Annotated in this window: 22 protein-coding genes and 1 pseudogene; 13 read left to right on the forward strand and 10 right to left on the reverse strand. The window is 56.2% G+C overall.

The annotated features are described in order from the left end of the window. The 3 genes from ABLU50_RS05660 to ABLU50_RS05670 all read right to left on the reverse strand — a co-directional run bounded on the left by ABLU50_RS05660 (position 1) and on the right by ABLU50_RS05670 (position 3,466). Complete coding sequence (locus ABLU50_RS05660; RefSeq protein ID WP_048324102.1) at positions 1-618, reverse strand: DMSO/selenate family reductase complex B subunit; 618 nt, start codon at positions 616-618, stop codon at positions 1-3. 10 nt (positions 619-628) lie between these two features. Continuing rightward, entirely contained in the window at positions 629-3,046 is a 2,418-nt protein-coding gene (gene ynfE, locus ABLU50_RS05665; RefSeq protein WP_348864613.1) for a selenate/tellurate reductase subunit YnfE, read from the reverse strand. A 150-nt stretch (positions 3,047-3,196) separates the two neighbouring features. Beyond that, positions 3,197-3,466, reverse strand: coding sequence for a DUF1161 domain-containing protein (locus ABLU50_RS05670; RefSeq protein ID WP_023318174.1), 270 nt, complete (start codon positions 3,464-3,466; stop codon positions 3,197-3,199). Positions 3,467-3,567: 101 nt separating this feature from the next. Between ABLU50_RS05670 and ABLU50_RS05675 the strand changes: the two genes are divergently transcribed. Continuing rightward, positions 3,568-4,278, forward strand: a complete 711-nt coding sequence (locus tag ABLU50_RS05675; RefSeq protein WP_087833265.1) for a YnfC family lipoprotein — start codon at positions 3,568-3,570, stop codon at positions 4,276-4,278. On the opposite strand, the gene speG is transcribed toward ABLU50_RS05675, so the two are convergent. Then, positions 4,272-4,832, reverse strand: a complete 561-nt coding sequence (gene speG / locus ABLU50_RS05680; protein ID WP_004206037.1) for a spermidine N1-acetyltransferase — start codon at positions 4,830-4,832, stop codon at positions 4,272-4,274. The two genes, ABLU50_RS05675 and speG, sit on opposite strands and share 7 nt — an antisense overlap. Positions 4,833-4,898: 66 nt before the next feature. After that, complete coding sequence (locus ABLU50_RS05685; RefSeq protein WP_087833266.1) at positions 4,899-5,240, reverse strand: DUF1283 family protein; 342 nt, start codon at positions 5,238-5,240, stop codon at positions 4,899-4,901. A gap of 108 nt (positions 5,241-5,348) precedes the next feature. On the opposite strand from ABLU50_RS05685, the gene ABLU50_RS05690 reads away from it, so the two are divergent. The 4 genes from ABLU50_RS05690 to ABLU50_RS05705 all read left to right on the forward strand — a co-directional run bounded on the left by ABLU50_RS05690 (position 5,349) and on the right by ABLU50_RS05705 (position 9,543). Then, on the forward strand, positions 5,349-5,711 hold the full coding sequence (locus ABLU50_RS05690) for a YnfA family protein (protein ID WP_072140454.1): 363 nt from the start codon (positions 5,349-5,351) through the stop codon (positions 5,709-5,711). Between the two features lie 114 nt (positions 5,712-5,825). After that, entirely contained in the window at positions 5,826-7,109 is a 1,284-nt protein-coding gene (locus tag ABLU50_RS05695) for an MFS transporter (protein ID WP_017900333.1), read from the forward strand. A 270-nt stretch (positions 7,110-7,379) separates the two neighbouring features. Next, on the forward strand, positions 7,380-8,843 hold the full coding sequence (locus ABLU50_RS05700; RefSeq protein WP_087833267.1) for a fructuronate reductase: 1,464 nt from the start codon (positions 7,380-7,382) through the stop codon (positions 8,841-8,843). A gap of 268 nt (positions 8,844-9,111) precedes the next feature. Continuing rightward, positions 9,112-9,543 carry a universal stress protein gene (locus tag ABLU50_RS05705; protein WP_004206026.1) on the forward strand — a complete coding sequence of 144 codons (432 nt, stop codon included), beginning with the start codon at positions 9,112-9,114 and terminating at the stop codon, positions 9,541-9,543. A gap of 51 nt (positions 9,544-9,594) precedes the next feature. Here the strand turns inward: ABLU50_RS05705 and ABLU50_RS05710 are convergent, their stop codons facing one another. Both ABLU50_RS05710 and ydfG read right to left on the reverse strand, forming a co-directional pair. Continuing rightward, positions 9,595-10,281, reverse strand: a complete 687-nt coding sequence (locus tag ABLU50_RS05710; protein WP_004206025.1) for a GntR family transcriptional regulator — start codon at positions 10,279-10,281, stop codon at positions 9,595-9,597. A 91-nt stretch (positions 10,282-10,372) separates the two neighbouring features. Then, positions 10,373-11,122, reverse strand: coding sequence for a bifunctional NADP-dependent 3-hydroxy acid dehydrogenase/3-hydroxypropionate dehydrogenase YdfG (gene ydfG, locus ABLU50_RS05715; protein ID WP_057215052.1), 750 nt, complete (start codon positions 11,120-11,122; stop codon positions 10,373-10,375). A 130-nt stretch (positions 11,123-11,252) separates the two neighbouring features. Between ydfG and dcp the strand changes: the two genes are divergently transcribed. From dcp to ABLU50_RS05735, 4 genes are all read left to right on the forward strand, one after another. Then, on the forward strand, positions 11,253-13,298 hold the full coding sequence (gene dcp, locus ABLU50_RS05720) for a peptidyl-dipeptidase Dcp (RefSeq protein ID WP_087833268.1): 2,046 nt from the start codon (positions 11,253-11,255) through the stop codon (positions 13,296-13,298). Between the two features lie 302 nt (positions 13,299-13,600). Beyond that, complete coding sequence (locus ABLU50_RS05725) at positions 13,601-14,182, forward strand: cytochrome b/b6 domain-containing protein (RefSeq protein WP_004206021.1); 582 nt, start codon at positions 13,601-13,603, stop codon at positions 14,180-14,182. 51 nt (positions 14,183-14,233) lie between these two features. After that, on the forward strand, positions 14,234-14,923 hold the full coding sequence (locus tag ABLU50_RS05730) for a VIT family protein (protein ID WP_032455996.1): 690 nt from the start codon (positions 14,234-14,236) through the stop codon (positions 14,921-14,923). Between the two features lie 110 nt (positions 14,924-15,033). Continuing rightward, positions 15,034-15,570: a GNAT family N-acetyltransferase gene (locus ABLU50_RS05735; RefSeq protein ID WP_087833269.1), complete on the forward strand. Its 537-nt coding sequence runs from the start codon at positions 15,034-15,036 to the stop codon at positions 15,568-15,570. Between the two features lie 78 nt (positions 15,571-15,648). On the opposite strand, the gene ABLU50_RS05740 is transcribed toward ABLU50_RS05735, so the two are convergent. Next, positions 15,649-16,320 carry an SOS response-associated peptidase gene (locus ABLU50_RS05740; RefSeq protein ID WP_087833326.1) on the reverse strand — a complete coding sequence of 224 codons (672 nt, stop codon included), beginning with the start codon at positions 16,318-16,320 and terminating at the stop codon, positions 15,649-15,651. 393 nt (positions 16,321-16,713) lie between these two features. On the opposite strand from ABLU50_RS05740, the pseudogene ABLU50_RS05745 reads away from it, so the two are divergent. The 3 genes and pseudogenes from ABLU50_RS05745 to ABLU50_RS05755 form a co-directional block, all read left to right on the forward strand. Then, positions 16,714-16,806 (forward strand): annotated as a pseudogene (locus ABLU50_RS05745) (hypothetical protein); the annotation flags it as partial. A 450-nt stretch (positions 16,807-17,256) separates the two neighbouring features. Next, complete coding sequence (locus ABLU50_RS05750; RefSeq protein WP_017900339.1) at positions 17,257-17,730, forward strand: Hsp20 family protein; 474 nt, start codon at positions 17,257-17,259, stop codon at positions 17,728-17,730. Positions 17,731-17,899: 169 nt separating this feature from the next. Beyond that, positions 17,900-18,412: a 2-oxo-tetronate isomerase gene (locus ABLU50_RS05755; RefSeq protein ID WP_087833270.1), complete on the forward strand. Its 513-nt coding sequence runs from the start codon at positions 17,900-17,902 to the stop codon at positions 18,410-18,412. Between the two features lie 20 nt (positions 18,413-18,432). On the opposite strand, the gene ABLU50_RS05760 is transcribed toward ABLU50_RS05755, so the two are convergent. After that, positions 18,433-19,650, reverse strand: a complete 1,218-nt coding sequence (locus ABLU50_RS05760; protein WP_087833271.1) for a diguanylate phosphodiesterase — start codon at positions 19,648-19,650, stop codon at positions 18,433-18,435. 399 nt (positions 19,651-20,049) lie between these two features. On the opposite strand from ABLU50_RS05760, the gene ABLU50_RS05765 reads away from it, so the two are divergent. Beyond that, positions 20,050-20,169 carry a small membrane protein gene (locus ABLU50_RS05765; protein ID WP_140414674.1) on the forward strand — a complete coding sequence of 40 codons (120 nt, stop codon included), beginning with the start codon at positions 20,050-20,052 and terminating at the stop codon, positions 20,167-20,169. 29 nt (positions 20,170-20,198) lie between these two features. Here the strand turns inward: ABLU50_RS05765 and kbvR are convergent, their stop codons facing one another. After that, on the reverse strand, positions 20,199-20,810 hold the full coding sequence (kbvR, locus tag ABLU50_RS05770) for a LuxR family transcriptional regulator KbvR (protein ID WP_004206009.1): 612 nt from the start codon (positions 20,808-20,810) through the stop codon (positions 20,199-20,201). Between the last annotated feature and the right edge of the window lie 256 nt (positions 20,811-21,066).

A 21,066-nucleotide genomic window follows, 5' to 3' on the forward strand; every position in this document is an offset into this window, starting at 1 on the left:
TCACACCTCCTTCGGGTTTGCCAGATAACCGGTGGTATCGCCACACGGCCGGGCGTTGCGGTTAGGGTTGATCGCGATGCTCGGCTGAGTGAAGTGCGCCGAGGGCAGCGGGGCTACCGCCGCCAGTTGGCCGTGCTTAGCACGCAGTTCAGCAATCGGCCCGAAATCGAGCGCCCGCAGCGGGCAGGACTCGACGCAGACCGGCTTTTTCCCCTCGACGACGCGCTCATGACAGCCGTCGCACTTGGTCATATGGCCTTTGTCGGCGTTGTACTGCGGCGCGCCGTACGGACAGGCCATATGACAGTAGCGGCAGCCGATGCACACCTCTTCATCCACCACCACAAAACCGTCTTCGCGCTTGTGCATCGCCCCGCTCGGGCAGACTTTGGTGCAGGCCGGATCGGCGCAGTGGTTACAGGCGATGGAGAGGTAATAGGCAAAAACGTTCTGCTGCCAGACGCCGTTGTCCTGCTGCCAGTCGCCGCCGGCATACTCGTAGATGCGACGGAAACTGACTTCCGGGGTCAGGTTTTTATAGTCCTTACAGGCCAGCTCGCAGGTTTTGCACCCGGTACAGCGAGCGGAGTCGATAAAGAATCCATATTGCGTGCTCATGGTTTACTCCTTAAACCTTCTCGATATCGACCAGGTTGGTATGCTGCGGATTCCCTTTCGCCAGCGGCGACGGGCGATGGGTGGTCAGGGTATTCATGCAGGCGCCATGGTCAACCCGGTCGCCGGCCATATTGGCGTCGTGCCACGCGCCCTGGCCCATCGCCGACACGCCCGGCATGATGCGCGGCGTCACTTTCGCCGGCAGCCGGACTTCGCCGCGCTGGTTGAACACCCGCACCAGATCGCCGTTATTAATCCCGCGTTTTTCCGCGTCAAGCGGGTTGATCCACACTTCCTGACGGCAGGCGGCCTGCAGCACATCCACGTTGCCGTAGCTGGAATGGGTGCGCGCCTTATAGTGGAATCCAAATAGCTGCAGCGGATCGTCCCAGCCTTCAAATGTGGAGGCGTAGACCGGCAGCGGGCTGATGACGTCGTCTTTCTCCAGCTGCCAGCGGGCGGCAATCTCGGCGAGCCGGCTGGAGTAGATCTCAATTTTGCCGGACGGGGTGTTGAGCGGATGCGCTTCGGGATCGCGGCGGAAGTCGCGATAGGCGACGAAGTGGCCGTTCGGATCCTTGCGTTTGTAGATGCCCATTCGCTTCAGCTCCTCGTAGGCCGGCAGCGCCGGATCTTTCGCCACCATTTTGGCGTACAGATGCTGCAGCCACTGCGCCTGCGTGCGCCCCTCGGTAAAACGCTGGTAGACATCGTCGCCGAGCCGTTTCGCCACTTCGCTTAAGATCCAGTAAATCGGTTTGCGTTCAAACTTCGCCGAGGTGGCGGGCTGGATGAAAATCAGATAGCCCATATTGCCGGCGTAATCGTTGGGAATGATATCCTCTTGCTCAACGGTCATCAGGTCGGGCAGCAGCAGGTCGGCATATTTCGCCGACGAGGTCATAAAGTTGTCGATGACCACGATGGTTTCGCACTTGCTCTCGTCCTGCAGAATATCGTGGGTCTTATTGATGTCGGAGTGCTGGTTGATGAGGGTATTGCCGGCGTAGTTCCACAGGAATTTGATTGGCACATCCAGCTTCTCTTTGCCACGCACACCGTCGCGGGTGGCGGTCATTTCCGGACCACGGGCGATGGCGTCGGTCCAGGTGAAGCAGGAGATGGCGGTTTTCACCGGATTTTCCAGCACCGGCAGACGCTCGATGGTGATGGTGTAGGTCGATTCGCGGGCGCCGCTGTTGCCGCCGTTAATGCCGACGTTGCCGGTTAAGATCGGCAGCATGGCGATTGCCCGGGCCGAGAGCTCGCCGTTGGCCTGGCGCTGCGGCCCCCAGCCCTGGCAGATATAGGCCGGTTTGATCATGCCGATGTCGCGCGCCAGTTTAATGATGCGATCGGCTGGGATGCCGGTGATACGCGAGGCCCACTGCGGCGTTTTGGCGACGCCGTCGTCGCCCTCGCCGAGGATATAGGCTTTATAGTGGCCATTCTCAGGCGCCCCGGCCGGCAGCGTCTTCTCATCGTAACCGACGCAGTATTTATCAAGGAACGGCTGATCCACCAGATTCTCGTTAATCAACACCCAGGCGATACCGGCGACCAGCGCGGCGTCCGTGCCGGGGCGAATGGGGATCCACTCATCTTCGCGACCGGCGGCGGTATCGGTGTAGCGCGGATCGATAACGATCATCCGCGCGTTGGAGCGCTCGCGGGCCTGTTCCAGATACCAGGTAATGCCGCCGCCGCTCATGCGGGTTTCCGCCGGGTTGTTGCCGAACATCACCACCAGCTTGCTGTTTTCAATATCCGAGGTGCTGTTGCCATCGTTACTGCCGTAGGTGTAGGGCATGGCGCAGGCGATCTGCGCGGTGCTGTAGGTACCGTACTGGTTAAGCGAGCCGCCGTAGCAGTTCATCAGCCGCGCCACCGGCGAAGCGGAAGGCGAGGAGCGGGTGATGTTCCCGCCGACAATTCCTGATGAGTAGTTAATGTACACGGCTTCGTTGCCATATTGCGCGACGACGCGCTTCAGACGGTCAGCAAGGGTATCCAGCGCTTCCTGCCAGCTGATACGCTCAAATTTACCTTCCCCGCGTTTGCCGACGCGCTTCATCGGATAGTTAAGGCGATCCGGGTGGCTGATGCGCCGGCGAATCGAACGCCCGCGCAGGCAGGCGCGGACCTGATGATCGCCATAGCGGTCGTCGCCGGTGTTATCCGTTTCGACATACACCACTTCATCATCACGCACGTGCAGACGCAGGGCGCAGCGGCTGCCGCAGTTGACCGAACAGGCGCCCCAGACAATGCGGGTGTTGTCGCCGGCAGCCTGCGGTACCGCCGCCGCGGCGCTGCGCAGCGTAAAGGGGAGGGGAAGCCCGCCGGCGGCCAGCGCCAGAGAACCGAGGGCTGTGGATTTAAGTAACGCGCGTCGGGTGACGCCGCCGGAAGATTCCTGATTCGACATTGCTCACTCCATGATGGTTATGCTGGGCGGAGAAGGGCCGCCGCGTCATTAACAGACGCCGGGGTGAGCGATAATACGTTATGGGTAGCCGGCAGATCTTATCCCTGGTCAATGCAGGGATAAGATCTTTCGTTTGAAAGCGAAGTGGGCTTACTGTGCGTCGTTTTCGGCGGGACTGTCGCTGTTACGGGTATAGGTGATTTTGAAGGTGTCATTGGCGCAATGACCGACCACCTGAGCGCCGGGCTGGTCCGCCTGGTCGTTGGGCACAATAGCCAGACTGAAGGCCGTTTCTGGTACGCCATTGTTCATGATCTTCTGTTGAATATCATTTTTGACCCGTTCACAGGAGTCGGGGGCCGCCAGTACGGTCGTGGAGCACAGCAGCAGCGCGGCGCCTGTCCAGAGGGATAGTTTCATCTTACGCTCCTTATCGATGTTATCCAGATTTAAGCATAGCAGAACTGGTGTAAACAATTGTATTTGCTAATATGATTGGATGTACACAAAAGGAATCACCTGTGAAAAGACTGTATTGGCTGATCCCGACCGCGCTGTTGCTGACGGCGTGCGACCGCGAAATTGTCCCGGAAGCCTTCACCCCGGAGATGGCGAGTTTTTCCAATGAATTTGAGTTCGATCCGCTGCGCGGACCGGTGAAAGATTTTAGCCAGACGCTACTGGACGAACACGATGTGGTGGTCAAAAAGGTGAGCGCGCAACTGTCAAAAGAGGGATGTTTCGATCTGTTGACGCTGGAGGATGTGGAGAATAACACCGGCGCTACGCTGCTGCTGGACGCCAACTATTACGTCGATGGCCGCACCCATGAGAAGCGGCTGCGTCTGCAGGGGAAATGTCAGCTGGCGGAGATGCCCGCCACCGGCGTGAGCTGGGAAACGGATGATAACGGTTTTATTATCAGCGCCCGCGGCAAAGAGACCACCGCCACCTACCGCTACGACAGCGATGGCTATCCGCTGGGGAAAACCACCACCGCCAAAGAGGAGCGATTTACCGTTGCCTCCACGCCGTCGAAGGATCCGCGCAAGAAAATGGACTATACCGCCATCAGCACCTTCAACGACCGCACGCTGGGCACAGTGCGCCAGACCTGCGACTACGATCGTCATGACAATCCGCTGAGCTGTGAGCTGCAGGTGATCGATGAAAGCGTCCAGCCGCCGCTGACCCGCCACTACACGATTAAAAACCGCATTGATTATTACTGAGCCGTCGGCTTCAGCAGGGACGGCCCCGGCGTTTTGTGTTCCGCCAGATACTGATGCTGGAACAGACACATGCGGATGGTGTTGCGATACTCGCCGTTAATGAAAAACTCATGGATCAGTTCACCCTCGACCATAAAGCCGAGCTTGCGGTAAATATGGATCGCTTTTTCATTCTCTTTATCGACAATCAGATACAGCTTATACAGATTGAGCACGGTAAAGCCATAGTCCATCGCCAGCCGCGCGGCGCGGGTGGCGAGGCCCTTTCCCTGGAAGTCGGGCGAGATGATGATCTGGAACTCGGCCCGGCGGTGGACATGGTTGATTTCAACCAGCTCCACCAGTCCGGCTTTATCGCCATTGCATTCGATCACAAAGCGACGCTCGCTTTGGTCGTGAATATGCTTGTCGTACAGATCGGAAAGCTCAACGAAGGCTTCATAGGGCTCTTCAAACCAGTAGCGCATCACGCTGGCGTTGTTGTCGAGCTGGTGAACAAAGCGCAAATCTTCGCGCTCAAGGGGGCGGAGTCTGACGTGTAGCGCGTCGGTCATGGGAATTCCTGTGGTCAAAGCGAAAAAGAGGGGACGGAAAGGCGGCGCCCGCAGGCGCCAGCGTGCTCAGGGATTGATCGCCCGGCCGGTACGGCGGTCAAGGCAGCGCAGGGTGTTTGGTTCCCAGTAGGCATTGACGTTGGTGCTCTTCTGGCAGTTATCCTGCGCGTCAAAGGCGACATCGGTTTTGTCCCACTCTTTTTCCGCCCGTTTGTTCACCTTCTGGCGCAGGCTGCGGGTGTCGTTCCATTGCTCTTTTTCCATCGACGCCTGCTGACGGCTTTGCGCGCTGTCGCCTGACTCAATCACCAGCCGGTCGGTGGCTGCGAATGAGCTGGAGGTATAGACCACGGCGCTTAACGCCAGAATGGCGGTCAGGCACCAGCGTTTGTTCAGTGTCATGTTCATCACGATTTCCTTTAGGTGATGGGTTAACCCTCAGGTTAAGTTTACTACAGCTGTTTTGCCGGGCATAGCCGACAAAACAGCATAGGGAAAGGGCTATTATCGCGTAGAATAGTTCAACGCTTTGTCTCTTTTACGAATCTTTTAATGCTCAAAACCACGCTGCTGTTCTTTGCCACCGCTCTGTGTGAAATCGTCGGCTGCTATCTGCCGTGGCTATGGTTAAAACGCGGGGCCACGCCGCTGCTGCTGATCCCCGCCGGCCTGGCGCTGGGGCTGTTCGTCTGGCTCCTGACGCTCCATCCAACCGCCAGCGGGCGGGTATATGCCGCCTACGGTGGCGTGTATGTTTGTACCGCATTGCTCTGGCTTCGGGTCGTTGACGGAGTCAAATTAACCCATTATGACTGGGCGGGGGCGGCCATCGCGCTGTGCGGGATGCTGATCATCGTGGCGGGCTGGGGACGGGCATAAGCCCGTCTAATGTGATCCCTGCCACTTTTTTAAACCCTAATTCTTGTATGGTAGTCGACCTGTTGCCTTACTTATCAGACATCATATTGGGTTATGACTCTGTAAGGAACAACGATGGCTATTGAGACATTTGCCCCACAGGCGGGTGCAACGCCGCTGCGCATCCGTCGGGTGCAGAAGATCACCCTGACGCTGCTGTTTATCGCCGGTATCGTTAACTTTCTGGACCGCTCTTCCCTGAGCGTCGCCGGGGAGGCGATACGCGCCGATCTGGGTCTGAGCGCCACCGAGTTCGGGGTGCTGCTCTCCGCTTTTTCGCTCTCCTACGGCTTCGCGCAACTGCCCTCGGGCATTTTGCTGGATCGCCTCGGACCGCGGGTTGTGCTGGGCGCCGGGCTAATATTCTGGTCTGCGATGCAGGCCCTGACCGGGATAGTCAATTCGTTCTCGCATTTTATTCTGCTGCGCATTGGCCTCGGGATCGGCGAAGCGCCGTTTATGCCCGCCGGCGTGAAATCGATCAACGACTGGTATGCGCAACGAGAGCGCGGCACGGCGGTGGGGATATTTAACTCCTCGACGGTGCTGGGTCAGGCCATCGCCCCGCCGGCGCTGGTCATCATGCAGCTGGCCTGGGGCTGGCGGACAATGTTTGTGGTGATTGGTTTAGCCGGTATCCTGGTCGGCCTGTGCTGGTATGTGGGATACCGTAACCGGCGGCAATTCACCCTGCAGGAGGAGGAGCAACGCTATCTGGCCAGCGAGGAGGCGGCACGACCGGCGCTGAAACTGAGCGAATGGCTGGCGCTGTTTAAACGACGTACCACCTGGGGGATGATCCTCGGCTTCTCCGGGGTGAACTATACCGGCTGGCTGTATATCGCGTGGCTGCCGGGTTATCTGCAGGCGCAGCAGGGATTGAGCCTTGCTAAAACCGGCTGGGTGGCGGCGATCCCGTTTCTCGCTGCGGCGGTGGGCATGTGGGTCAATGGGCTGGTGGTCGATGCGCTGGCGCGCAGAGGCTACGATCTGGCGAAAACCCGCAAAACGGCGATTGTCGCCGGACTGGTGCTTTCCGCGCTCGGCACGCTGTTGGTGGTGCAATCAAACTCGCCGACCCAGGCGGTGGCGTTTATCTCCATGGCGCTGTTCTGCGTCCATTTCGCTGGCACCTCGGCCTGGGGATTGGTACAGGTGCTGGTGGCGGAACATAAAGTGGCGTCGGTGGCGGCGATCCAGAACTTTGGCAGCTTTGTGTTTGCCTCCTTCGCGCCGATCGTCACCGGCTGGGTTGTGGATACCACCCACTCTTTCAATCTGGCGCTGGTGATCGCCGCCGGCGTGACCTTCGCCGGGGCGCTGTGCTACTTCTTTATCGTCAAAACCCGCATCGATTAACCGGTCGTTATGCAACAGGCCCGCAGGGAGGCGTGGCCTGCGCCATGATCCGTCTTCTCTTACCGCTTCGTGGCGGATTTTCTTCTGTCATCTCAGAGATTTTGTGACCGATCGCCAGCGAGCACAACCCGGCAAAAAGCTTCTTGTATGGTAGTTGACAGAAATCAAAGATGTTATACCAATTGCGTGAGATGGTTGAGGCACAAAGGCATTCTCCTCGAGAGTTCTCCCAGAGAATGGTTGATGAGCCACATAACAACGAGAGTTACCATGGAAAACACCCTCTTAACCGCTAACGCCATCCTGCCCGGCTACGATCGCCACGCGCTGGTCCCCCGTATCGTCCATCTGGGTTTTGGCGCGTTTCACCGCGCCCATCAGGCGGTATACGCCGATATACTGGCCAGCGAGTACGGCAGTGACTGGGGCTACACTGAAGTCAACCTGATTGGCGGCGAGCAGCAAATCGCCGATCTCCGGCAGCAGGATCTGCTGTATACCGTGGCCGAAATGTCCGCCGACGCGTGGACCGCGCGCGTGGTCGGGGTGGTGAAGCAGGCGCTGCATGCCCAGGTCGATGGTCTCGAGGCCGTGCTTTCGGCGATGTGTGAGCCACAGGTGGCCATTGTCTCCCTCACCATTACCGAGAAAGGCTATTGCCATTCGCCTGCCAGCGGCGAGCTGCAGCTCGATCACCCGCTGATCGCCGCCGATCTCGCTAAACCGCGCCAGCCGAAATCGGCAGCGGGCGTGGTGGTGGAGGCCTTAGCGCGCCGCCGGGCGGCAGGGCTGCCTGCCTTTACCGTGATGTCCTGCGATAACATGCCGGAAAACGGTCATGTGATGCGCAACGTCGTTTGCGCCTACGCCCGGGCGCTGGACGCGGACCTCGCGGCATGGATAGAACAGAACGTCACCTTTCCGTCGACCATGGTGGACCGCATTGTCCCGGCGGTGACCGCGGAAACCCTCGATAAAATTGAACAGCTGACCGGCGTGCGCGACCCGGCTGGGGTGGCCTGTGAGCCGTTCCGCCAGTGGGTGATTGAGGATAATTTTGTCGCCGGACGTCCACAGTGGGAGAAAGCGGGGGCGGAGCTGGTCGCCGATGTGGTGCCTTTCGAAGAGATGAAGCTGAGGATGCTCAACGGCAGCCATTCGTTCCTCGCCTATCTCGGCTATCTGGCCGGTTATCAGCATATCAACGACTGTATGCAGGATGACAACTACCGCCGCGCGGCGCTGGCGCTGATGCTGGACGAGCAGGCCCCGACCTTAAAAGTGCAGGGGGTGGATCTGTCACACTATGCCAGTCTGCTGATTGACCGCTACTGCAATCCGGCGCTCAAACACCGTACCTGGCAGATTGCAATGGACGGTAGCCAGAAGCTGCCGCAGCGCATGCTGGACTCGGTACGCTGGCATCTGGCGCACCAGCATGACTTCACGCTGCTGGCGCTGGGCGTGGCGGGGTGGATGCGCTATGTCGGCGGTGTTGACGACGCCGGCCAGGCAATCGAAATTTGCGATCCGCTGCTGCCGGTGATCCAGCAGGCGGTAGCCGCCAGCGCCGATGGCGAAGCGCGCGTCAAAGCGCTGTTGGGCATTGAGGCCATCTTTGGCCGGGAGCTGCCGCAGGAAGCGCGGTTCGTCTCGGCGGTGACCCGCGCCTATGTAGCGCTGCAGCATCAGGGGGCGAAAGCCACCGTTGCCGCATGGGCTGAGGCGCAATAATCATTTGTTCCCGGTGTCGGTCATGGGGTCGACACCGGCTCTTCTGCTGTTTCTGCACGGTTCCGCTGATAAATCTTTTTTTGCTGTCGATCGCTTTTAGCAGGCTAAAAATATGATCGAACGCAATGTCCTTACATAACTCTATATTTCCCTGATTTACTAAAGATAATTAGCTGTTATTTTTCCGAATAATGGCTGGTCATTCACCGCAAAAATGGCATAGTTAAGTTATTGAAAAATCATTTTCTCTGGAAAAGGAGTGCGGGCCATGTATAAAAAGATTTTATTGCCTGTTGATGTTTTTGAAATGGATTTAAGCGATAAGGCAGTGCGTCACGCGGAATTTCTCGCATCGGCGGAAAATGGCGAGATCACCTTGCTCAACGTCCTGCCGAACAGCAGCCGTTCGTTATTACGCGGATTTACGGCGGATATTCGTAAATTCGAAGCCTATATGCAGGAAGAGTCAGAGAAAAAGATGCGCGAGGTGGCGCGACTGTTCGACCTGCCAATGTCACGGATCCATACCCGGGTCGTGTTTGGTAACGTGCGCGATGAAATTCTGGCTATCAGTAACAACGAAGCGTTCGATGTGATAGTGATTGGCTCCCGCAAACCGGGGATCTCCACCCATCTGCTGGGCTCCAACGCCGAGTCCATTTTGCGCTACGCCAAAACGCCGGTGCTGGTGGTCAGATAATCCCCTCCGTCACGACGGCTGCGTCAGCCTTATTTCGCAGCCGTCTGGTCCTTACTCTTCGCTAAACCAGTCGCGATTCTCCTGGCGGATCAGCAGCACAGATTCGCTGATTTCATGCAAATGAATACTCATGGCTTTCTCGACTGCCTCAGCGTCGCGTTTTTCCAGCGCGGTAAAAATTTCGTGATGCTGGCGCAGAAGCATCTCCGGGGAGGAGACATGGTCAAGGCTCATGTAGCGCACGCGGTCAATGGCGGCTTTGATGTTTTCCACCGTATCCCAGGCCAGCTGACAATCGGCAATAACCGACAGCTTCTGGTGAAATTCATCATCAAGCAGGAAAAAATCGTTTAACTGCTGGCGGTCGACGGCAATACGCTGCTGATGGAGATTCTGCTCCAGCTGATAGACTTGCTCATCGTTAATCATGCCAGCGGCACGGCGGACCACCGCGCACTCAATCGCCTGGCGGACAAAGCAACCATTGCGCACCTGAGACAGGGAGATTTTGTTGACGTAGCTGCCGCGCTGGGGACGGATCTGGATAAGTCCATTCTCCGCCAGCTTAATAAAGGCCTCGCGCACCGGCTGACGAGATACCGCAAAACGCACGGAGACTTCTTTCTCCGACAGCGGCGTGCCAGGCGGGATGAGGCAGTGAACGATATCCCGGCGGAGGATGCGATAAATTTGCTGATTAACGGGTTGCGTCGGATTCAGTTGCGATTCTGCGGCCATTGATGGTTACTTTTTATGGGGTTATGCGCACTATTTTACGCGTTTTTTGCGGTTCCGCCCATACCCGGCCATCAGGCCGGGTGGCTGACGGTTAGCCCTGGCGGTGAACGCTGAGCCCGGCAAAGCTCTGGCTCACCGGCATCATCTCCAGGGTGTTGATGTTGACGTGTTTCGGTAGGGTGGCCACCCACCAGACCGCCTCAGTCACATCTTCCGGCGTCAGGGCTTCGGTGTTCTCGTAGGTTTTACCGGCTTTGGCGTCATCGCCTTTAAAGCGGACGTTAGAGAACTCGGTGCCGCCCACCAGGCCCGGCTCGATGTCGGTGACGCGCACCGCGGTGCCGTGCAGGTCAGTGCGAAGATTGAGGCTGAACTGGCGCACAAAGGCTTTGGTCGCCCCATAGACGTTACCGCCGGCATAAGGCCAGCTGCCCGCCGTGGAACCGATGTTGATGATATGGCCGCGATTGCGCGCCACCATGCCCGGCAGGACGGCGCGGGTCATGTACACCAGCCCTTTATTATTGGTGTCGATCATATCTTCCCAGTCTTCCACGCTGGCGCGGTGCGCCGGCTCCAGACCGAGCGCCAGACCCGCGTTGTTCACCAGCACATCGATAGCCTGCCACTCGGCGGGCAGGTCGGTAATCAGCGTCTCAATAGCGGCGCGGTTGCGGACGTCCAGTTGCGCGATATAAAGATTATCGCCCAGCTCATCTTTCAGCGTCTTCAGGCGCTCTTCGCGACGTCCGGTGGCAATCACTTTATGACCGTTAGCGACAAAACGGCGAGTAATACTTTCACCAAAACCGGCAGTGGCGCCGGTGACCATGATAATCATCTTACTGTTCCTCAACGCTTTTTGTGTTTTCATACCATAGCACGCACAGGCGGCGACCGGTAACGGAAATCATTGCGACCCCTTAAGGAGAAGCCTAATCTTACAGGATTAGCCTGTGCAGGAGAGAAAGATGTCCGAACAAAACCCCTTTTTTAGCGTCAGTCTGTTGCCTTACCAGGCGCCGCGGTTTGATCTGATCGAAGACAGTCACTATCGGCCGGCGTTTGATGAGGGCGTTCGGCAGCAGCGTGAGGAGATCCGCGCCATTATCGACAATCCGCAGCCGGCCAGTTTCGCCAACACGCTCGAGGCGCTGGAGCAGAGCGGACAGCTGCTGGCGCGGGTGACGCGGGTCTTTTTCGCCATGGCCGGCGCCCATACCAACCCTTATCTTCAATCACTGGATGAACAATTTTCCGCCGAGCTCGCCGGGCTGGGGAATGATATCTGGCTCAACGAGGCCTTATTCCAGCGGGTGAACAGCGTCTACGAACAGCGCGAGACGCTCGCGCTTGACGGCGAATCCCTGCGTCTCCTGACCCTGACATGGCAACGTTTTGTTCACGCCGGGGCAACGCTGGACCCGGCGCAGAAGGCGGTGCTGCGCGCGCTGAACACTGAAGCGGCCACTTTGCAAAGTCAGTTCCAGCAGCGGCTGCTGGGGGCGGCGAAAAGCGGCGGCCTGGTGGTCGATGACCGACATCAACTGGACGGCCTGAACGATGAGGAGATAGCGGCGGCGGCCGAGGCGGCGCGCGGAAAAGGGCTCAGCGATCGCTGGCTGCTGACGCTGACCAACACCACCCAGCAGCCGCAGCTGCTTGCGCTGCGCGACCGGCAAACGCGGGAAAATCTTTTCGCCGCCGGCTGGACGCGCAATCAGCAGGGCGATGAGCATGATACCCGTAGTCTGGTGCTGCGGCTGGCGGCGATCCGCGCGCAGCAGGCGGAACTGCTGGGGGCGGCAGATTACGCCAGCTGGGCGCTGACCGATCAAATGGCGGCTTCCCCGGCGGAGGCATTGGGCTTTATGCGTCAGATCGCGCCGGCGGCGCGGGCGAGGGCGGAACGTGAGCTGGCGGACATCCAGCAGGTGATCGACAACGAAGGCGGGGCGTTTCACGCGCAGGCATGGGACTGGCTTTACTACAGCGAGCAGGTGCGGCGGGCTGCCTATGCCATTGATGACGCGCAGCTTAAACCCTATTTTGCCCTCGAGCGCGTGCTGCAGGACGGCGTCTTCTGGACGGCATCGCAGCTCTTTGGGCTCCGCTTCGTGGAGCGCTTTGACATCCCGGTGTACCACCCGGATGTGCGGGTCTGGGAGATCTTCGACCACAATGGCGAAGGGATGGCGCTGTTTTATGGTGATTATTTCGCGCGCGATTCAAAGAGCGGCGGCGCGTGGATGGACGTGTTTGTCGAACAGTCGACCCTGCGGGAGCAGCGCCCGGTTATCTATAACGTCTGCAACTACACCCGGCCGCAGAGCGAGCAGAGCGCGCTGTTGTCATGGGATGAGGTGATCACCCTGTTCCATGAGTTTGGCCACGCCCTGCACGGGCTGTTCGCCAACCAGCGTTATGCCAGCCTCTCCGGCACCAATACCCCGCGGGATTTTGTCGAGTTCCCGTCGCAAATCTTCGAACACTGGGCCAGCCATCCGCAGGTATTTGCCCATTATGCGAAGCATTATCGCTCCGGAGAGCCGATGCCGGAGGCGCTGCGCGACAATATGTTGCGTGCGGCAACTTTCAATAAAGGATATGACATGAGCGAGCTGCTAGCCGCCGCGCTGCTCGATATGCGCTGGCACACGCTGTCGACCACTGCGTTACCGGACGAGGTGGATGCGTTTGAACAGAAGATACTTCGGGATGAGCAACTGGATCTGGCGGCCGTTCCCCCGCGCTATCGCAGCAGCTACTTCTCCCATATCTTCGGCGGGGGCTATGCGGCAGGCTATTACGCCTATCTGTGGACCCAGATGCTGGCCGATGACGGCTATCAGTGGTTCGTGGAGCAGGGCGGTTTGACCCGTGAGAACGGTCAGCGCTTCCGGGAAGCGATTCTGTCGCGCGGCAATAGCACTGATTTAGCTGAACTTTATCGCCAGTGGCGCGGACACGATCCACAGATTGAGCCGATGCTGAAAAATCGCGGGCTGAGTGAGTAGGGCCTTCTCAGGATGACACGATAACCGGGCTCGATGCCCGGTTTTTGACCCCTTTTTGTTCCTCAAATGTCTCCACACTGTTCTCCCCAGTCCCCCCTCAAATTCTGAGAAAAAACTATACCGGCGATATTTCCGTCGCAGTAACGGGGCGGCACAGGGGACAGCGACTTTGTCCGTTTTCCAAACACAGAAAAAGAGGACATCAGGCGCCACTTATTTCCCTGCAAACACGGGTGTTAAGGTTTAATTAACAAACAGGCAGGATACTGACCTCGCCAATCCTCTCATAAAATGGCCAAATCATGAACGAACAGTTACGTAATGCACTACCGCATAAAGACACCCCTTTTTTCCGCATGCTGCATATTATTGTCGCCACCCTGATTCTGCTGCAGATTATTAGCTCTAATTTCACTGAAAGTGAGGCGCTTCGCGACCTGAATATTACCGGGGTCGTCACATGGTTTCATATTGTCTCGGGATTAGCGCTGATTGCGCTTGGTGCGGTGATGCTGGTTTGGATGCTTAATACGCGCGGGTTTCGATACTATTTTGCCTGGTCGACGTTTGATTTTCGTGGTGTGGTTGAAGACAGTAAACAGCTGATGACATTTCGTCTTCCTGAAGCCCATGCTGGGGGCATAGCGGCAATGATTCAGGGGCTTGGCGTACTGGCACTGTTAGCGGTCGCACTCTGTGGTGGACTCTGGTTTGTACTGGACACCGCGTCATGGGCGTCACCGTCGCTGGCGGAAACAGTCCTTCATTGGCATAAGTTTCTGACGGTGTTCATTGAAACCTATTTCTGGGCACATGGTGCGATGGGAGTGCTGCATATCTTTCTCTCCTTTCGCCGTCAAAGGAAACAAGCGATTATTGATTAATGTTCTGCATTTTCTAATTCCGATGAGGATGCGTATTTAAAGGGAAACGACATGCATCTTGAACGACACAGCATCGAAACCGTCGGCTGGCTAAGGGCTGCGGTTCTGGGAGCAAATGACGGGATTGTCTCAACCGCAAGCCTGGTGCTCGGCGTCGCCTCTGCAAACAGCGGCTCTTCGGGTGTACTACTGGCGGGGGTCGCCGGGCTGGTTGCTGGCGCCATGTCTATGGCCGCAGGAGAATATGTTTCGGTATCATCCCAGGCGGATACCGAAGCCGCGGCGCTTGCCCAGGAAAAAAGCGAGCTTGACGCAGATTATCAGGGAGAGGTGCGGGAGTTGACATCACTTTATATCCAACGTGGTGTGGAGCCAGCGCTTGCCCGGCAGGTAGCAGAGCAGCTTATGGCTAAAGACGCACTGGAGGCTCATGCCCGCGAAGAACTGGGGTTAACGGATGTCCTTTCTGCGCGACCTTTGCAGGCGGCTCTCTTTTCGGCAGTGAGTTTTTCCGTCGGGGCGGGGTTGCCTTTGATCGTTGCCTTGTTATCGCCAGCAAAATTGATATCCATCTCTATCTTTTTTTCTACACTTTTTTCACTGGCTGCGCTGGGCTATCTCTCTTCCGTTGTGAGTAACGCACCGCCTGTCAGGGCGATCATCAGAATTACGTTCTGGAGCTCGCTGGCCATGCTTTTTTCGATGGGGATTGGGCGTATCGCCGGGCAGATACTATTGTAGAATTGTCGAGGGTCTGTTCCTCGACCGCTCCTCATCACTGGTTGAGCTCATCGTAGGGTTTTGATCGGCAGGGAGGAGCACTGCCCACCTCATTCGTCAAGGAGATACGTTTGCATATTGAGACTCATCGCCTGCGTCTTCGCCCTGTCATGGCTGAAGATGTTGTCGATCTATACCGAATTTATGGCGATCCGGCGACAAATACCTTTAATCCCGCAGGGCCCTATCCGGATATTGACTATGCCAGTACGGTTCTCCAGCGCTGGCTTGCCCACTGGCACGATCGCGGATTTGGCAACTGGGCCATATCGGCGCGTGATACCCCGGGAAAAATCATTGGCTTTGGCGGCGTAAGTCTACGCAGTTATAACGATGTGACCATTAACAATCTCGGATATCGGTTTTCCACTGAGGCATGGGGAAAAGGACTGGCCACCGAGTTTGCGATTGGCGCGATAAGATATGGCTTCGAGGCGCTTAAACTTGCGGAGATGTCAGCGGTTGTCCGGGCTAACCATCTGGCTTCGCAGAAAGTTCTCGAGAAAGCCGGGATGAGGTACATTAACGATATTGCTGATGTAAAAGATGCACCGCCGAGTCTGCTCTATTCGTTGACCTTAAGCGAGTGGTTAAGCCAGTCGGGGTAACCCGCGGGCGCTTATTCGCAAGGCTGGATCGCACCGCAGCCGGCGCATCAGGTGGGGATTGCTCACAGAATCATGCGTTCATTCTACTGGCTCAATTAACTCTGGCCCTTGATTGTTGACATTGCCGACCGCCCGCGATACCGCATGCCAGATGAAATCGTCGGCGGTGACGGCTCCGTCCCTGGCAATCTCCACCGCTTCCGCGCCGGTGACTTCTTGCCTCATCCATTGCCGGGCGGCTTCCGGCGCCAGGACCAGCGGCCGGCGGTCATGAATATCGACAAGACCGCGATCGGCGGCAGCGGTCACCAGCAAAAATCCTTCGGCGCTATCCCCGCGTTCGAAGGGCGTGCTGCCAATAGCGGCCATAAATATCGGCTGGCCATCCTTGCGCTGGATGAAGTAGGGCTGCTTTTTCTCTCCGGCCTTTTTCCACTCAAACCAGCCGTCGGCGAAGCAGATCGCCCGCCCGTGCTGCCACAGCGGTTTGAACATCCTGCTGGTGGCTGCGGTCTCAACGCGGGCGTTGATCAGCGGGGATTTATCCCACCATCCTGGCGCATAACCCCAGTAAACGGGATCGAGGTGGAGTTGCGCATTCCTTTCACTCAGGAGTAACACTTTTGTCCCGGGTGCCACGTTATACCGCCCAATCGGCGCCGGGTCCCAGGGGATATCGTATTCAGCCTCTTCGGCAAGATAAGCCAGATATTCTTCCCGCGTCTGTGCTTGCGCAAAACGTCCGCACATCGCCACCTCCAGCATAATGTCTAAAGGAAAGCATAGTTCATCATGGAGGGGGCGTTGTGAGAAATGATTTTGAAATCATGCGATTGTGATCCCTTCTCCCAGGCGTATGGCTGACGCCTAGGCACATACTGTTTAAGTTGCCTATATTGCAGGCCATAATTCTGGCCTGAAATATATTAATTGAAGTTACGTATTCACCATGTGAATTGCTATTGCGAAAAATGTACGCAGGCGCAAGTACTGAGTATATGTCGCCTGAACAAGGCGTGTAGATGGAGTTGAAGGTGGGGTGTTTACCCGCCGCTGCAACAGACGAAAGGCAACGGCGTAGAAAAAGATTAGTTATCCGGGTTGTTGGAAATGCCTCTCCATACCATCCCCAGACCGATCAACATCGACGCGAAGAGGGCGAACAGGGTGGTAGAGATAAAAATGCTGGTCATTATGATGCCTCAGAAAGTGCGTATGCAGATTATTAGGCACGGGGGGACGAGAAAGGTTCCTTCCCTGACGGATTATCTTTTCACCAGCGTCTTTACGTCTGGCGCCAGCGAGGCGGATGTCATATCGAGGCACCGCTCTTGACGGAGGGATAATGCGGGGAGCCGTGTTTCTCCCTGCGCTGTTGCAGGAAGCCACTGGCAGGGGGATGCGTCGTGTTTCGGGCGTTGACATCCCATTGTACAAGTTATATATACATGTCGCTTCTGTTTATTGAATGTTAAACAGCATCAGTTATGGGACTCAGAAGCACCACACCCCCGCCGTCGGGCGGGGGTTACTTTGCCACCTGACCTGGTTATTTCTCACGGTGACTGACGAAGAAAATTTTTATTTCAGGTCTTGAAAAACGCGCTTTAGCTATTATTTTATATAGCGGACAAGCAATGCTTGCCTTTATGTTGAGCTTTTGAATGGATATTCAGGAGGTTAATGATGGCACTCAAAACCTTGTCAGCACTCCCGGTATTTGCTGATTCCCTTTTTGCCGATCGCTTTAATCGTATTGACCGTCTTTTCAGCCAGTTAACTGGCGATACGCCGGTGGGTACCTTACCTGCCTACGATTTACAGAAAGTGGATGACAGTAATTTTCTGCTCAGCGTCAGCGTACCAGGCTGGAAAGATGATGAACTGGAAATAGAGACCGTAGGCGGTAATTTACATATTACCGGCAAACGCGCGCAAACCGAAAATCATTCCGGCGGCAGCCAGGGCTGGATTTATAAAGGCATTCGTCGGGCTGATTTCCAGCTCAGTTTCTCGCTTCCTGAACACGCCCAGATTAATCAGGCGCAGCTGGATAGCGGGATCTTAAAAATTGCTATCCATCAGGAAATACCCGAGAGCGAAAAACCGCGCAAAATTGCGATTGAGAATCAAGGCAGGGTGATCGAGCATAAAGTTTGATTGCGCCTCTGTCCTAAAGTTGTTCATTTCAAGGCCCGCGCTGCGGGCCTTTATATTATCCGCTAAAGGAGGCGTAAACGGCCTCCCGGCGATCAGAGAAATCGATATGCTATCCTGTAAACAGGGCCTGTGAGGCTGTGTTCCTTCTAAAAGTCGGCGAGGTGTCAGAATGACGGACCAAATCGATAAAGACGCACAAAATACCCATGAATTGACCGCTCGGGTGGCCCGGGCGCTTATTGCGAGAGGCTGGCGACTGACCACGGCGGAATCCTGCACCGGTGGCAATCTGGCGGCGGCGCTCTGTGCTCAGGCTGATACCGCGGCCTTTTATGATACCGGCGTGGTTACCTTCAGCGATGAAGCCAAGCGCAACGTGCTCCAGGTCCGCGCGGAAACCCTGGCGGTACATAGCGCTGTCAGCGAAGCGTGCGTTCAGGAAATGTCGACCGGTATTTTGACGTTAGCCGGGGCCGATATCGCCATCGCCATCAGCGGCTATGCGGGGCCGGAAGGAGGGGTGGATGGAACTCCCGCCGGGACGGTATGGTTTGCATGGAACTTTCGCGGCCAGATCGAAACCCAACGGATGCGCTTTACCGGTGACTGCGAGGCAGTGGTGGCACAAGCGGTGCGCTTCGCCATGGCGGCGCTGGGCGAAAAACTCGCCCACTGGCAGTGACGCTACCGGACGCTGCGCCCTTACAAATCCGCAGCCTGGCGCTCTACCGGCCAGAGAATCTCCCCGATGCCATTCAGACAAGGCCGGGAGAACAGGAAGCCCTGAAACAGGCGAATGCCAACCGACTGTAGCCAGCACCACTCCTCCAGGGTTTCAACGCCTTCCGCCACGACCGTGATGCCTAAATCCTCGCAGCAGCGGACGACCGAGGCGACAATCGCCTGCTTGGTGCCGCTGATATGAATGTTGCGCACCAGCTCTGCGTCCACTTTGATTTTATCAGGCTGAAAGCGGGTCAGTAACGACAGGCCGGAGTAACCCGCGCCAAAGTCATCGATGGCCAGCTTCATGCCCGCGACGCGCAGCGCTTTGAGCACCTTGCGGAACTGGTCGAAGCAGGTGATCACCTCCGTTTCGGTGACCTCTATCAGCACCTGGTCCGGCCTGAGGCCGGCCGCCAGCAGGCTGTTCATCAGCCAGCCGACGGCGTCAGGATGGTTATACAGCGAACCGGGCAGCAGGTTAATGGCCAGTTGGTGTTTGCCAAGCGGTAGCTGACCTGCGAGAGAGAAGGCATATGCTTTGCTCTCGAGGTCGAAACGGTAACGATCCTCCGCCGGGATGGCGGCAAACATCTCCACAGGGGATCCGCCGGTAGGGCTGCGGATCAGCGCTTCAAAGGAGGAGATTCGCTTTTTCGCTGGTTCGACGATAGCCTGCAAGGCAAACTGGCAGGGTTGATCGGGCAGATGACGCGGCGTGGCTGTGCCCCCGGCGGCCTTCATCGTCCAGCGAGAAGGCTGCAACGGCTCGGGGAGACAATAGCGCCCACCGTTAGCGATAAAGGCGTTAATCAGTCGGAACATCCGGTCGTTGATTGGCTCGGTGACCCCGAACGAGCTAATGCGCAGGATCTCCTCCAACGCGCCATCGTTATCGTAAAGACGGAGATCCAACATGCGCATCCCGGTGCCGCGAAAGCGACGGTAGGCCGAATAGTCGCGCATCAGCTCAACCACATCGCGATGGCGCGGATCGCTTTGTATTTCGTGGAATAACGACTCCAGACTCTCTTCGCTCCCTTCCAGCACCTGGAAGAACTGCAGGCCGTTAAACAACAGAATGCCGGTGATGCCAAGGGGCGTATTTTTCCCGCAGGCGCGATGAATTAAAGCGTCGAGATCGGTGAGCGGGCGGTCAGGATCAACCTGGCTGCGATAAATCAGGGTGGTTAGCATTAGTCATTCCGGTCGCTGCAGCAAAGCTGCGATGGCCTGTGCAGCGCATGTTGAGAAAAGTATGGCCTGCCCCCCAGATAGGGAGTCTGTATTTGGTGCCCTTTAACTAACCGTGATGTCCGCACGCGGAACGTGAGTTTCACTTGGTGACTACCTTCACTCTACAGGGAATCTAAAGTTTAGCTATCTTTTTCGCATGCTCAATGCAAAAAAGGGCAAACAGACCGATCGCATTTTTTGGAAATATTGGCTCAGCGTATTAACTTACCGGTTAATACTCGTCACCAGGAATTATCCTACCATTCTATTTCACGCTCTCAAAAAGCGATGCTGGTCTTGCCTCGATAAAATGGAATGCATAATATCAGTCCAGGTTAAATTTCTTTTTTTAGGTCTGCTATGAGTGACTTGTTTATTATTTTATGCCTGATTCTCTGCCCCATTATTTCTTTGTGGAGTGGTGTTTCTTACATTCGGGAAAGACGCAAAAGACGCTACGTCTTCCGTTCCAGAAGATAATCTGCAGAGGTAATACAATGGCGATTGTATTAACGTCTTGCGAGTAGTTTTACGAGGTTGTTAAATTGCTGGCGGCTGTTTAAATTGAACTTGCACATAATATTCTTTTTATGCGAATGAATTGTTTTATGGCTAATTTTAAGCGCCGCGGCGACTTCATGCGGACTTAATCCAATACTGAATGCGTAAATGACTTTGGTTTGCGCATCGCTGACCGTCTTGCAGGCGCAATTGATGCAACGCCGCAGGCGATTGAAGGATGGGTCATGATGAGGTGGCAGGGAGCGCTGAATCGCGCTGGCTATCTCATCTTTAAGAAGCTGAACGGGAGCGTGGGGAGGCATAAACACCGCCTGCCGCAGACAGTTGGGTAAACCCTCTTCGGCGGTAGCTTGTTCATTATCCTGAAAAATAAAAAGTGTGTATTGCTCTGGGGCATGCTGAAACAGGTCATGACACAGGTACCATTCTCCCGCCACCATTTCCGTGAAGATCACATTAGCTTGCGCCATCCCATCCGCGTTCCATTGTTGAGAAAACTGATACTCTGATCCCCCGTAGGTCTTCATCGCTTCATCCACCAGTTCCGCAATAGCAACCCGCAAATAGTGATTTTTTATATTGATCAAAAAATTCGTCATATAACTTCCCTGTTGGGTATTAAAAAAGGTGTCAGAATAAATTAAAGAATATAATGGTGAGGTGCAGACGTTTTTTAGCCGGGGTAATCTAAGGGATGTTTTTCATTAATGCAATATCTGCCTGGAAAAGTGAGATATCGGTGTATTGGTATGCGAAAGTTCCTAATAAACAAAATGTTAAGGATATATCGATCAGCGTTTTAAGCGTTTTGATGATTTTTTATTTTTGCGATGCATAAAAAGCTTAGTGATAGCC

Source organism: Klebsiella sp. GG_Kp173 (assembly GCF_040062415.1).
Taxonomy (GTDB): Bacteria; Pseudomonadota; Gammaproteobacteria; order Enterobacterales; family Enterobacteriaceae; genus Klebsiella; species Klebsiella quasipneumoniae.